Annotated in this window: 13 protein-coding genes; 6 read left to right on the top strand and 7 right to left on the bottom strand. The window is 39.2% G+C overall.

Going from position 1 to position 12,913, the window contains the following annotated elements; translation table 11 throughout:
* The 3 genes from B4237_RS01155 to B4237_RS01145 form a co-directional block, all read right to left on the bottom strand.
* The coding region (locus B4237_RS01155; protein ID WP_286940877.1) for an IS4 family transposase at positions 1-1,088 on the bottom strand (1,088 nt) is incomplete at its 3' end.
* Positions 1,089-1,214: 126 nt separating this feature from the next.
* A complete protein-coding gene (locus tag B4237_RS01150; protein WP_278595267.1) occupies positions 1,215-1,787 on the bottom strand; it encodes a hypothetical protein in 573 nt (190 codons plus the stop codon).
* Positions 1,788-1,816: 29 nt separating this feature from the next.
* Complete coding sequence (locus tag B4237_RS01145) at positions 1,817-2,590, bottom strand: class I SAM-dependent methyltransferase (RefSeq protein ID WP_278595268.1); 774 nt, start codon at positions 2,588-2,590, stop codon at positions 1,817-1,819.
* 120 nt (positions 2,591-2,710) lie between these two features.
* Between B4237_RS01145 and B4237_RS01140 the strand changes: the two genes are divergently transcribed.
* Positions 2,711-3,982, top strand: a complete 1,272-nt coding sequence (locus B4237_RS01140) for a hypothetical protein (protein WP_286940873.1) — start codon at positions 2,711-2,713, stop codon at positions 3,980-3,982.
* Positions 3,983-4,036: 54 nt separating this feature from the next.
* Here B4237_RS01140 and B4237_RS01135 read toward each other — a convergent pair whose 3' ends face one another.
* The gene (locus B4237_RS01135) at positions 4,037-4,624 is read right to left on the bottom strand and encodes a hypothetical protein (RefSeq protein ID WP_061525619.1); all 588 of its coding nucleotides are present in this window, start codon (positions 4,622-4,624) and stop codon (positions 4,037-4,039) included.
* Positions 4,625-5,235: 611 nt separating this feature from the next.
* On the opposite strand from B4237_RS01135, the gene B4237_RS01130 reads away from it, so the two are divergent.
* The gene (locus B4237_RS01130) at positions 5,236-5,544 is read left to right on the top strand and encodes a hypothetical protein (protein WP_004877724.1); all 309 of its coding nucleotides are present in this window, start codon (positions 5,236-5,238) and stop codon (positions 5,542-5,544) included.
* 73 nt (positions 5,545-5,617) lie between these two features.
* A complete protein-coding gene (locus B4237_RS01125; protein WP_278595270.1) occupies positions 5,618-6,973 on the top strand; it encodes a S8 family peptidase in 1,356 nt (451 codons plus the stop codon).
* A gap of 97 nt (positions 6,974-7,070) precedes the next feature.
* Here the strand turns inward: B4237_RS01125 and B4237_RS01120 are convergent, their stop codons facing one another.
* The gene (locus B4237_RS01120) at positions 7,071-7,484 is read right to left on the bottom strand and encodes a hypothetical protein (RefSeq protein ID WP_023013797.1); all 414 of its coding nucleotides are present in this window, start codon (positions 7,482-7,484) and stop codon (positions 7,071-7,073) included.
* 234 nt (positions 7,485-7,718) lie between these two features.
* Here B4237_RS01120 and B4237_RS01115 point away from each other — a divergent pair, with 234 nt between their 5' ends.
* The gene (locus tag B4237_RS01115; protein WP_278595271.1) at positions 7,719-9,215 is read left to right on the top strand and encodes a flavin-containing monooxygenase; all 1,497 of its coding nucleotides are present in this window, start codon (positions 7,719-7,721) and stop codon (positions 9,213-9,215) included.
* Positions 9,216-9,266: 51 nt separating this feature from the next.
* Here B4237_RS01115 and B4237_RS01110 read toward each other — a convergent pair whose 3' ends face one another.
* A complete protein-coding gene (locus B4237_RS01110) occupies positions 9,267-9,689 on the bottom strand; it encodes a hypothetical protein (RefSeq protein WP_278595272.1) in 423 nt (140 codons plus the stop codon).
* Positions 9,690-10,024: 335 nt separating this feature from the next.
* On the opposite strand from B4237_RS01110, the gene B4237_RS01105 reads away from it, so the two are divergent.
* Positions 10,025-10,780, top strand: coding sequence for a DUF2971 domain-containing protein (locus B4237_RS01105; RefSeq protein WP_278595273.1), 756 nt, complete (start codon positions 10,025-10,027; stop codon positions 10,778-10,780).
* A gap of 132 nt (positions 10,781-10,912) precedes the next feature.
* Positions 10,913-11,845, top strand: a complete 933-nt coding sequence (locus B4237_RS01100; protein ID WP_278595274.1) for a hypothetical protein — start codon at positions 10,913-10,915, stop codon at positions 11,843-11,845.
* Between the two features lie 201 nt (positions 11,846-12,046).
* On the opposite strand, the gene glyS is transcribed toward B4237_RS01100, so the two are convergent.
* The coding region (gene glyS / locus B4237_RS01095) for a glycine--tRNA ligase subunit beta (protein WP_286940866.1) at positions 12,047-12,913 on the bottom strand (867 nt) is incomplete at its 5' end.

Here is a 12,913-nt window from a genome sequence, read left to right as displayed (position 1 = left end):
CTTAAAAGTTTCCTTTCAAATAAATTGACCTGAATAATTCTCAGTAAACGCTGAACACTCCATCCTTCTTGTGCCATGTGTTTAGCGAAATTCACCAGCAAATAGGCGATTAATGCAATCCATATTTGCGTTTGTATCGCATTGCGGCTTCGACCTAGAAATGACTTCAGTTTTAAATTCTGCTTGATGGCTTTAAAGAATAACTCAATCTTCCAGCGGTCTTTATAAATTGCAGCAATGGTGGATGCTGCCAGATGAAAGTTGTTGCTCAGAAATTCGAATGTTCTTTTCTTATCTGTATCATAAAACTCTATACGTCTTAATAATTCAGGTGCGCCTCTTTTCTTGGCATGCGCACTGCTCAATTCAATACATTCATCCGCAATAATCCCTTTAGTCGCTAATACGCTGCGGCTTGATTTAACTTGATAAACTGTCTTTGGGCGTAGCCGAGTTACAAAGCTGACGTTCTGAAGTGTCAACTGAGCAAACCATTGATAATCAACATATCCTTTATCAAAGACGATAATGCTGCCAGCAGGAAATTTAAATGCTCTGCCTTGCACCATATCATTTTCAATACCATCCCCAAGCGCTACAAATTCAGGAATGGTATTGCTGTGATTTAAGCCAACACTGAGTTTAATACTGGCTTTGGATTCATGCACTTTTGCCCATGCGCACAATGACAGTGAAAGATCAATATGACTGGCATCTAGTGAATACAGCGGATTCTTGAATCTAAATTTATGTGCAGTTTTAGACTTTTCACAGCGCTGAAGCAGCTGTGTGAACAATTGCTGATACAGGCTGGAGGGCTGTTCTTCGTTGAGTCTTGCTAAGGTGCTTCGCGCAATTCTCTTCGCGCCAAGATGATAGAGCTTTTCCTGCTGGGATTCGAGATTGGATTGAATGTCTCTTAAGCTTTGCCGACAAGAAAGTTGGGACATCAATATGGCAACAAACTGATCCCAGCGGGTGGCTGATCTTAATTTTTGCCCAGAGTGGTGCAGTTTAGCCAGACGTTCAAAATCTTGTCTTAAAATGGGTTTGAGTAATTGATGAAATACGGTATTCTGATGTGACAAAACCTGAGTCCTTTATAGTTAAAGTGTTTGTTTGCACTCATATTTTAACTATTCAGACTCAGGTTTTTTTATTTAAGGCAAACTATGGGACAGTAGTGGGGCAGATGCCCTCTTTTTTATTTGATTTTACTCAGCTTGCATCTTGGTTTCAGGTGCGAGTGAACTTCTCCAATGATGTAATTGGCTTTGAGCATGCAGGTATTCATTTAAATGATCGACTTGCTTGGCTGTATCTACATTTTGTGTGGACGAGGATTGTGTTGCTTGCTGCAAAACTTTGGCTTGGTTTTCCCAATAATCGTAGAGTAAACCTTGGATGTAACGACCTTGTTCTGTCTTTAGTTCTAAATCTTTGAGCATCGTCAGTGCTGAGTTGATATTGTCTTTCTGGCGTTGCTGTTCGAACTCAGGTGTTAAGGTATTGGCCTCTTTCATTTTAGCCAATTCGATTTCCATACTATCGCTCATGTCTGTAAAGCGACGATCGTAATCATCAAGGATCGCAATATCATGTGCATCGTCAGCAGTAGCAGGGAATGGTTTGATCGGGGTTTGATTTAATTGCCCAATTGCATCATTCGCTGAGTTTGTTTGATTATCTTTATTTACGTTAGGTTCTGGGTCTTTGTTACACGCACTGAGCAGCAGTACTGAGCTAAGCATACAAATCAGTGCAAATGTCGTTTTTAAATGAGGCATAGAACAACTCGATTGGTAATTTAATTTATTTAAGCTTTCTGAAATTGATAAGCATAAGTGGTATATGGAAAATCAATCTGATCTTGCGCAGTTAAGCCTGTAAAATCAAATATAATTTGTTCAAACTTTGCTTTTAAACGTTGTTGTTCTATTTCAGGCATTGCTGCAATAAAGCTAGTTGAAAGTAGTCGGTTGCTGACCACTTGTTCCACTGTCCCATGATGCAAAAGTTGGAAAGTATTTAACTCAATCAGTTTGAATAGTGTTTGCTGCTCGAATACTTTTTTCCATTGCTCACTGTGATACCGAGGAGTATCGCCTTCCAAGGGTGTAATTTCATCAGCTAAGGCCTTTACCCAATTAACATTGGTATCGCGCTGATTCCAGACCAGACCAAGTTGACCTGCAGGTTTTAAGACACGATGTATCTCGGTTAAGGTTTCTATATTTGCAAACCAATGAAATGACTGAGCGCAAATCACAGCATCGATTGAAGCGGATGAAAATGGAAGTTGGTGGCTAAACGCTTGTACGGACTCCACCTGTGGATGTGCTTGTTGAAGTTGTTGCAACATTGCAGCAACAGGTTCAACTGCGATGACATTTGTTTGCGTTTGATTGAGGTAAGGTAAGAATTTGCCAGTCCCAGAACCGAGATCAACAACAGTGGAAGTTTCATCTATTTTGAGTCGATCTTGCAGCCAAAAGGCGATTTCTTGTGGGTAACTGGGGCGAACTTGTTGGTATAGTTCAGCACCTAAACTAAAGCCTTTTTGAGCAGCTGGATGCAGGGATTGTGTCATTTTTTGCGCTTTTTAATCTGTCTTATCTCTATAAAATAAGATACTCCGCAATTAGGGTTTGGCAAAGTCATCATTTGATGCCTTTTTGCTACAGACCTAAAATCAATTTTTCTGGTGAGCATGGATAAGCAAATATTATTTGAAGATGAACACATTCGCGTTATTTTTTTAAAAGGTTCAAGTGACACTTTGGTGATTTCGTTCGGCGATTTGATTAGTCGAGCGAAAGGCATGTCGATTAATGCTGAAAAATCATTAATAAAATATCAGTACAATGTTATCGGTATTATGCCGAAACTCAAATCATGGTTTCCTAAAAGTAGCATGTTGCAAATGCAGCAATATGTGCAGCCGATCTTGCAACAATTTAAAGGAATTGTGGGTTATGGCGGCTCAATGGGCGGCTATGCGGCCATTAAGTATTCAAAACTTTTGAATATGCAGAAAATCGTGGCTTTTGTTCCACAATACTCAATTGATCCAGATGTTGTCCAAGATCGCCGTTATGCGGAATTTTTTGATCCATCTATCCATCAAGACATGCAAATTCAGGCTGATGAAGTGGATTCGGATCGTGAATATTTGATTGTTTACGATCCTTATTTTGCTGAAGATAAAGAGCATTTCTTAAAAATAAAACCTTTGCTGCCGAAGATGCATGTGATTCATTTGCCTTTTACGGGGCATGAAGCATTAGCGGTATTGGCAAGTTCACAGTTGCTCAATGATTTTGTTGAGAAGCCTTTTGACATCACTTATTTCTATAAGCGTGTCAGAGAAGTGAAAAAACAAAGCAAATTCTATTATCGTCATGTACTTGATACTTTATTGCCACGACATCCGCAGGCATTATTGAAGATATTGGAAAATCAAGATTTAGCGCTAGATGAGCGTTATTTTGATGCTGTTTTAAAACAAAAACTGGTACAACAACTGTTTAACTTAAAGCAGGGCACAGTTCAGAATTTGCATAAACTGGGCATTCAACTTCATCAGACGCAACAAGCAACGGTACAATCTCCGAATGTCAAAACGACTGAGCAGACATTCCTTGTGTTTAACTTGGTGAGTTTAAAGCTTGAATGCTATGCGGCGGACATCATTGCAGCGAATTCACAGTATTTAGTTCCTTTAACTGTTCAAGCCAATAGTTTGGTGAAACTTGAGTTGAATGGAGAAAACTATTTATTGACCATGAATGATCGCGGGATTCATAAATTGATCCCTGAGCATGAGGCACTTCCTTTGGATCAGTCACCATTGGTATTTAAGCAATATGAAGGTTTTTGTAGCATGAGCTATAAGCAACTGACCTTAAGCTGTGATGAACAGGGTTTTAGTCACTTTGTAGAGAGTGGCGCAGAAGAGCAAAGTAAATTACAGCTTTGCTAAAATAAAAAATCCCCTTGATCAAACAAAGGGATTTTTTTACAACATAATAAAGGGTTATTTCACACCAACTTTAGCATTGGTATTCACATTTGCATTTACGCCTAAGACTTTTACACCAACATTTGTACCTGTTTGCAGATTTTTCTTGTCTGCTTGTAGGCCTGTTTTGGCATTGATTGCGGCAGTTTTATTGTTGAGTTGCGCTTTGGCATTGCTTTGGGCTTCTAAGTTCACGGCCTTCGCGTTAGTTTGTTTATCTTCAATACGTTTTTTGACATTTGCTGTTTTTTCAGCAGCAAACGCTTTGCCATCAACGGCTTTTTCAACAGTATAGTCTTTGGTATTTTTGACCGCAGTGCCTGTAGTATGGATCACTTTAGATCCTACATGTGTTGCTGCGCCAATCGTTGTCTGAGAGGCTTGCACTCCAGTATTTACAGCAGCATGACCAACATGTTGAGCTGCATGACCTACGCCTTGGGCTGTATTTTTCACTGCACCAGTTACGCCTTGGATTAAGCCTCCAGATTGGACATTAACTTGAGCTGAGCCATTGGCATTCATTCCAACGTTTTGTGCAAAAATAGAAGCAGAAGCGAGAATACTTGTTGTCACGATAGCTGTTTTGATCATTTTCTTCATGCGATTTCCTTTAGAGATGTACCATGTTGTGGCACTTCATGAACGCAACTGCATCATAACGAGCAAAATTTGGAAAAGTACGGATTTCAGCAAAACTTTACAACCAGATTACAGCTTAAAAACACTCTAGGGAGAAATTGTGGAGATTGTTTGCATTATTAAGTATGTGAAAAATATATTTTTATTTTGAATAATTTGGATTATTTTTGAATCTACTCCACAGCATTTTTTTCTTTCCATATAAAATTAGGTGATTGATCATAAAAGTACAACTATTGAATAAATAAGTAGATTTTAGTTGCCACAAAAACGAAAAATAAACTGGCATTTTTATTGCTTGGTATAAATATATTGAATATTTATTGCACTTTTTATATGCGTTATACTTTTTTTCAAAGAAATTTTTACTTTTGGCTGCCTCTCCCTAAGAAAAGTCTATTGCAGTATAAAAATTCAAATGAATATTTGATTCAAATAACTAAATGAGGAGTGAGGATTTAACTTTAAATGTGAAATTTAATGTGAATTTTAAAATTAAATATAGATTGGTTTTTAAGAAAAATAATTAAAAACCGAAGCAAAGTCAGTAAATAAAGCGCAGGAGAAATTAAATGAAAATGATTGCGGCATTTCTACTTTTACTGATTGGGTTGGGTGTAATGGTCTTGTATTTCAAACCAAAAGACCCGTTAACGTCAGCAAATGATGTGGCTGTATATCAGATGAAGGGTGAAAACTCTGCACCTGTTGCAACCCGTTTAACTAAACAGGAGGAAACCAATAAAAATACGGTATCTAGTTTGTCTCGTAAACATGCAGCCGCTCAAGAGGAGGTGATATTTTACGACACAAAAAGTGATCCCTCGATTCAACCAATCGATCCAGAAAAAGATCCAGCAAATGAAATTAAAAAACTTTAAATAATCTAGTGTTCTTTACCCAAGAAAGCTAGCGATTCAAAAGTTCTTTATAAAAGAACGATGGAGACCAAAAGTGAACAATAAAACATTATTATTGGTGGGTTTATGCGCTTGTTACAGTGCAACAACTTCAGCAGCTTCATTAACCTCAACGCAATTAAAACAGCAACTTAGCTCCGCTGCAGTGAGCAAGGTTGCACAAGGTAAAATTAATCTCGATGCTTTGGTTAGTAATGATTCTAATGATTTACTAATTGAGTACGATATGAATGTTGCCAACATGCCATTAGGCTTAGAAAAGCGAAATTATATTGCTGATGGCAAAGCGCGATTTAAAAATAAATTTACAAAAGAGGCGGGCTTTCAAACCTTACGAGAATTTAATGGATTGCCATTAGGCTTATACCGAATTCAAAACCGTGAAACCTTAGCTAAAGTGTTGAATGATCCTTCGGTGAAAGGTGTCTATCCTAACCGTAAGAACTATACGACGACGATGGAAAGTTTACCTTTAATCAATCAACCTCAAACAGCAAGCAACGGCTTTACTGGAGAAGGCACAAGTGTTGCTGTGATTGATACAGGTGTGAACTATACACATTCTGACTTTGGTTGTACTGCGGTGAATACACCATCATCGACTTGTCGTGTCGTCTATTCGTTTGATGCTGCGGCTGATGATAATAATTTAGATGATGATGGGCACGGTAGTAATGTCTCAGGCATTATTTCCAAAGTAGCACCTAAAACTAAAATAATTGGGATTGATGTTTTTAGTAAAGTTAGATCTCGCGGACAATGGGTAAGCTCAGCAAATGATAGTGATATCTTGGCTGGTATCAACTGGACGGTGAATAATGCGCAAGCTTATAACATCAAAGCTGTCAATATGAGTTTAGGCGTCCCTGGGGTGAAGTATACATCTGAGTGTAGTAATAGCAGTTATAAAACTGCTTTTGCAAATGCTCGTGCCGCAGGCGTTGTTCCAGTTGTTGCTACTGGTAATGATGCCTTTTCTGATGGTATCTCATCCCCTGCATGTGTTGCTGGTGCTGTGAGAGTAGGTGCTGTGTATGATACGAATATCGGAGGTGTTTCTTGGGGTAATCCAGTGAAATGTTCCGATCCAACGACTGCAGCAGATAAAGTTGCCTGCTTCAGTAATGGTGGCTCACTGGTAACGTTGCTTGCACCAGGTGCAATGATTACAGCAGGGGGTTATACCATGGGGGGTACATCGCAAGCGACACCACATGTGGCAGGCGCAATTGCATTGTTACGTGCCAATAATGTCAGTCCAGCTGAGACAATTGATCAAACTGTAAATCGTTTGAAGGCAACAGGGAAACCAATCACGGATACGCGTACTGGTTTGATTTTCCCTCGTATTGATGTGTTAGCCGCGACCAATGGGCTAACATTAAACTAAGGTTAATTTTTTATAGTTTAAATTGATCTAAAGTAAGTTTGAAAAGCCATAGCTCGCTGCATACCACCAAATATGCAGCGAGTTTTTTTATCAGTAATTAGTGGCACTTTGCTAAATTGTCAGCACTAAAATTGCTTTGCAGCTTTTTGAAGTTTGCTTGAGTTGCTGGATCTTGTGTATCAAATGCAGTGGCAGTCTGAGCAGCTGGTTGAGCCTGTTCAGCATATTGAATCGTTGTTGAGTTCGCAGAAATTAAACCCTGCTGATTGAATGTCCAATGCTCAACGGCTTCTCCACCATCAAAATAACCTTTAAATTCGATCAGACAGTTTTGCGGTTGCATGATGAGTTTTGCGACATTGTTTTCAGTTGATGGTGTGGCTTCAATATTTTTAACTTGTTCTAAGGCTTGAGAAGATGTCGTTGTTTGAGTTGGAGAGATAGAACAGGCAGTAAAACCAAGGCTTGCTGTGATTGAAAATAAAAGTGTTTTTAATGGTGTTAGCTTCATGTGCGAAATTCCAGTTCTATACATATCAATTTTTTAAAGTGTGTCGATAAAGAAAGTTAAGTTCAATGAAGTTTTTGAAATTACAGTGTAAATTTATACAAGATTCTCTTAACAGACAAAGCTCATTTGCAATTTGTATCAGAAATGACCGCCGAAAAGGTCAGTCCTGATAATGACCCATTCTTGGGTTTGTGCGATGTTGTTGTCGGCTTTGTGTAAGGAAAATAATAGATCATGAATACAAAATCGAAGACGGTTCCATTCCATCGTGTCATTGTGATTGGCGGTGGTTTTGCAGGATTAGGGGCTGCAATCAAGCTAAAAGAATCAGGTATTCATGATTTTATCTTATTAGAAAAAGCCGATGAGCTTGGCGGTGTTTGGCGTGAAAATACCTATCCGGGCTGCGCTTGTGATGTGCCTTCTGCACTTTATTCCTATTCTTTTGAACCGAATCCAACATGGAGTCGTGTCTTTGCAGGGCAAGTAGAAATCAAACAATATCTGCAAAACACAGCGCAGAAATACCAAGTTTTACCGCATGTACATTTCCAACATGAAGCGCTATCAGCAAGTTGGTCTGATGCAAAACAGTGCTGGGTGATTAAAACCAACCAAGGTGAATTTCATTCACAATTTGCGATTATGGCATGTGGACCAATGCATGAACCTGTCATTCCAAATGTTAAAGGACTGAAAAATTTTAAAGGTGAGATTTTCCATTCATCAGGTTGGCGACATGATATCGATTTGACTGGAAAGCGAGTTGCGGTGATTGGGACTGGTGCTTCGGCAATTCAGTTTGTACCGCAGATTCAGCCTTTGGTAAAAGAATTGACGGTATTCCAACGCACACCGCATTGGGTATTGCCAAAGTCTGATATACCACTGCCAAGTGCTGTTCAAACCTTATTTAAATATGTTCCCGTGACTCAGTCGGTGATGCGTGGTTCAGTCTATGGCATCTTTGAAACCTTAAATGGTGGTTTACAAAGTAATGCTGCGATGCGACAAGTTCAGCGTATTGCTGAATTTCATATTAAACAGGGCATCAAAGATTCTAAGTTACGCGCTAAAGTGACGCCAAATTATGTGATCGGCTGTAAACGCATTCTGCAATCTAATGAATGGTATCCAGCCCTAGCTCAAGAAAATGTCAATGTTGTTGCAGGGGCGTTGAGCGAAGTCAAAGGCAAGCAGTTGATTGCCAGTGATGGTTCAAGCTTTGAGGCTGATGTCATTATTCTCGGTACAGGGTTTGAGGTGGCTGAACCGCCAATTGCGCAGCGTGTCTATAACCGTTATGGACAAAGCATGTCTGATGTGTGGCAGGGCAGTCCAGAAGGCTATATGGGAACCATGGTGGCAGATTGTCCAAATGGCTTTTTGATGTTTGGACCGAATATCGCAGTGAGTTCTTCTGCTTTTATCATTATTGAAGCGCAGCTCACTTATATTATGGATGCGTTAAAACAAGCGATTCAGAAAAATATCAAAACCATAGAACCTGATCCTGTGCGTATGGCTGAGTTTAATCAACACGTACAAGAAGCTTTACAAAGCACGGTTTGGAACAAAGGGGGCTGTCAGAGTTATTTCATTGATCGGAACGGGCGGAATAGTACGGTATGGCCGTGGACGACCTTTAAGATGCGTCAGCAACTTAGCCGTTTTAATTTAAATGAATATCTGATCGATCATCAGGTTAAGCTCGAAACTGAAACAGCTTAAATCTCTCTAATTAGTAAAAAACCTCTAACTTTTCATTAGAGGTTTTTTTATTTAGTTCGATGATGGCTGACTAAGTTCAGCTCGTTCAATGGGAACATTTCCATCATTTGTACCCACAACTGCATCTTTGGTGTCTTGCCATTTTTTAGCAGTAAATTGTTTGGCTTTCTCTGCTTGAGTTTGAACAACTTCAGATTGCTCTTCGGTATATTTCTTGGTATCTGTCCATTTTTCACTGATTTTTTGCGATGTGTTTTCAGATGCACCTTGTATCGAGCCACCTAAGTTTTGTAGCCCTTTGCCTGTTTTATACAGCAATACTCGACCGAGACTAGGGTTGTCACCATAATGAAGTGTTTTTTCAGCCGTTGCAGCATTTGTATTCGCTGTGGTTGTATTTGTTTCGGCTGCCCAGAGAGAAGACGATGCGATCAGTGCAGTCGCTAAATATAGTGCAGGTACTTTTTTCATCATCGTTTGCCCTTAGAGCGAAATTTTACAATTCAAGTTTTATAGCTTATCGTCAAGTTCAAGAAAAGAATGTAGGTGATGTGAAATTGATACAGTGCGTAAATATTGTGTCTATTTAGTTTGATGGTTTATATGCTTGTAGCTTATTCGCTGCCTCACCAAATTAAGAAGTTATGTTCGTTGACGCTTTATTTTCCCCATGATAGTTTTAATTCAATACAAATCAATATTTTCGCAGTTTATTTTTAATCAAAATACGTATCTTATGAAGCAGAGTTTGGTATCTTATGTGTCACTTCTGCCGCATAAGAGTAATTATACCCAATTAAGGAGAAGCCGTGTTATTTGATGAGCCTACAATGAATGAAAGCGGAATTGATATTGAAAATTGGGATCAGCCAATTTATCGAATTTATCCTAAAAATCGTTTTATCGAACTTTTAAATACAAAAAAAAATGTTTTGGTTCGTCCTACACTTTGGGATGATCCAATGGAAAATTTCTTTTTGAATAGCATAGTAAAAACAGAAGATGGTGAACTGGTAAGCTTAGAAAGCATCGCCGCAGGATGGTATGGCCAATGCTGGACAACCAAGGAAGAGAGCGATGCTATATGGAGAATATATAGCCCTGACAAAAACGGTGTAAAAGTTAGAACAACTATTAATAAATTATTTGAATCGTTCTACGATAAAACGGATAGCTATCGGAAGTTGAAATATTTTGTTGGTAAAGTTTCTTATGAATCTCGTCAGAACATAGAAGACTTTCTTTCACGGGTTGCGTTTACTGATCTTGCACTAGGCGGTCAGGCAGACAAATTTGCACGCACTCTTTGCATAAAGAGACCAGAATTTGACCACGAACAAGAGGTTCGTCTCTTATTTCATGACGCACAAAACCAACACACTGACAAAGAAGTAGTGGCTTTTAACCTTGACCACACATTGGTTTTCGATCAAGTGGTTATAGACCCTCGCATGCCAGAAAACGAGTTCAACGCAATAAAGAGTGAGATCATAGAAAATGGTTGTGTGGCACCAATCACGCAATCAACCTTGTACAAAATATCAAAAAAAATCATCAAAATGTAAGCAAAATGGGTATAACAAGTCGCTCAAGGTCGTTCCTAGCTTCGCTCGTCACTGGACAGCCCCAACTCTGGCGCATGCTTCGCATTATATGCGCCGCTTGTGTCTGCCCCTTAGCTCTACGTTAACACACTTATGGATATTACCGAGCTAGAAAGGAAAATCAGGGATTTTATAAATAGCCCTAGACGTCAATTTACGTTGCTCAATAAGCGCGAAGGCTGGAACAAGCTATGCAGCTCACTCGATTTAATTGGAGATACTGAGCTTGCCATATCAGCATACCCTTCACTTTGCAAAACGGAAGGAGATGGTGCTGCCTACTTGATCGTCTATGGGATACTGCAAACATTGCTGCTCCAGCAGGATGCAGCAAAAAACATTGCTGATGTTTTGAGCATTAAGTTCAACCTCCCGAAAGAGCTACAACAAATAAGAATCATAAGAAATAGCGCAGCAGGTCACCCAGGAGCGCAAAAAGAAAATGGGATTGTTAAGTCTTGCTTTATTTCAAGGTTTTCTTTATCACCGCTGAGTTTTGAACTTATAACGGTATACTCAGATGATAAAGACTATGAAATCTCGCATGTTGTAATCCCCAAGCTTATTGCAACCCAGAATACTTATTTAGGCGAGCTTTTAGAACAAGTTATCAAAGAGTTGGAGGCTCAAGAAATGGAACATCGAGAAAAGCATAAAGATGTCAAATTAGCCGAATGTTTTCCACACACAATAAGCTATTTCTTTAGCAAAATATTTGAAGCCTCATTCAATAGGTCTGCATTTTCCTCAGGCGCAATACATGTGAAATGCATCCAAGATTGCTTGGATAACTTTAAGGCTAAATTGAAAGAGCGAGGCGAATGGAATGTTTATGGCTCTGTGGATTATCATTATGAGTTAATAGCTTACCCAATATCTGAAATAAAAGCATATTTTGACGGCACACCTGAAACAAAGCTCAATGATAAGGATGTATACATATTTGCATCTTTTGTTTCTGAACAAATAAAAACTCTTGAAATTATTGCTAAAGAAATAGATGAAGAATATGAGTCAAATCTGTAGTATTAATAAGCGCATGTTGTCGGATAGACTTTCCTCTGCGCTCCAAGCCATCCGCAAATGCGAGCGTTAAGTATCAGTAATATATTCAGATAAATTACAGAATGCCAATTTTTATTAAAATTTGGCTGATGATTACCCGATAAAATAAACCCCACTAAATTTATAGCGGGGTTTATTTGAAAGATCAAGAATTATAAATACTTAACCCTGCAATACACTCACATCTGCAATCGCTGTGAATAAATCACGCAACTGAGCCAATAAACGTAAGCGGTTAGCTTTTAATTCAGCATCATCTGCCATCACCATTACACCTTCAAAGAAAGCATCAATTGGCGCACGAAGTGCAGCAAGCTTAGACAACGCTTCTGTATAGTTACGTGCAGCGAGCAAAGGTTGAACCACTGGTGTGATTGCTTGAAGTTCTGCATAAAGTGCTTTTTCAGCAGATTCAACTAGATTCGCTTCAACTACAGCACCTTCAGGCGTCGCTTCTTTGGCAAGAATATTGGCAACACGCTTATTAGCCGCAGCCAATGCAGCAGCTTCTGGCAAAGTACGGAAATGATTTACCGCAGTCACACGCTTATCAAAATCAAGAGGAGATTTTGGCGCAAGTGCTTGAACGGCTTGAATCACATCAACCGCTACGCCTTGATCTTCATACTTGGCACGGTAACGACCTTCAAGGAAAGCAACTGCACCGGTACGTGTCTTGTCATGATCTTTGATGATGTCGCCATAACCTTGCAATGCAAAGTTCACCAATTCTTCAATGGTAATGTCTAACTCATTTTCAATGATTAAACGCAAGATACCGATTGCAGAACGACGCAATGCAAATGGGTCTTTCGAACCTGTTGGTGCTTGACCAATACCAAAAATACCAACAAGCGTATCTAAACGATCTGCAAGTGCAATCGTTGTACCTGTCTTGGTTTGTGGTAATACATCACCCGCAAACTTAGGTAAGTATTGCTCACCTAAAGCTTCAGCAACTTCATGATTCTCACCTTCAAGGCGTGCATAGTAAGTACCTGCAATCCCTTGAAGTTCAGGGAATTCACC

The sequence above is a fragment of the Acinetobacter sp. UBA6526 genome (assembly GCF_002434875.1).
GTDB classification, from domain to species: domain Bacteria; phylum Pseudomonadota; class Gammaproteobacteria; order Pseudomonadales; family Moraxellaceae; genus Acinetobacter; species Acinetobacter venetianus.
Note: the sequence above shows the minus strand (reverse complement) of the source record. Positions and strands in the feature narration are given on the sequence as shown.

What these genes read in the sequence shown, in the direction of transcription:
- B4237_RS01150 (WP_278595267.1), bottom strand. Translation starts at nt 1,787, where the DNA reads ATGCCTCATTTAAAAACGACATTTGCACTGATTTGTATGCTTAGCTCA.
- B4237_RS01145 (WP_278595268.1), bottom strand. Translation starts at nt 2,590, where the DNA reads ATGACACAATCCCTGCATCCAGCTGCTCAAAAAGGCTTTAGTTTAGGT.
- B4237_RS01140 (WP_286940873.1), top strand. Translation starts at nt 2,711, where the DNA reads ATGGATAAGCAAATATTATTTGAAGATGAACACATTCGCGTTATTTTT.
- B4237_RS01135 (WP_061525619.1), bottom strand. Translation starts at nt 4,624, where the DNA reads ATGAAGAAAATGATCAAAACAGCTATCGTGACAACAAGTATTCTCGCT.
- B4237_RS01130 (WP_004877724.1), top strand. Translation starts at nt 5,236, where the DNA reads ATGAAAATGATTGCGGCATTTCTACTTTTACTGATTGGGTTGGGTGTA.
- B4237_RS01120 (WP_023013797.1), bottom strand. Translation starts at nt 7,484, where the DNA reads ATGAAGCTAACACCATTAAAAACACTTTTATTTTCAATCACAGCAAGC.
- B4237_RS01115 (WP_278595271.1), top strand. Translation starts at nt 7,719, where the DNA reads ATGAATACAAAATCGAAGACGGTTCCATTCCATCGTGTCATTGTGATT.
- B4237_RS01110 (WP_278595272.1), bottom strand. Translation starts at nt 9,689, where the DNA reads ATGATGAAAAAAGTACCTGCACTATATTTAGCGACTGCACTGATCGCA.
- B4237_RS01100 (WP_278595274.1), top strand. Translation starts at nt 10,913, where the DNA reads ATGGATATTACCGAGCTAGAAAGGAAAATCAGGGATTTTATAAATAGC.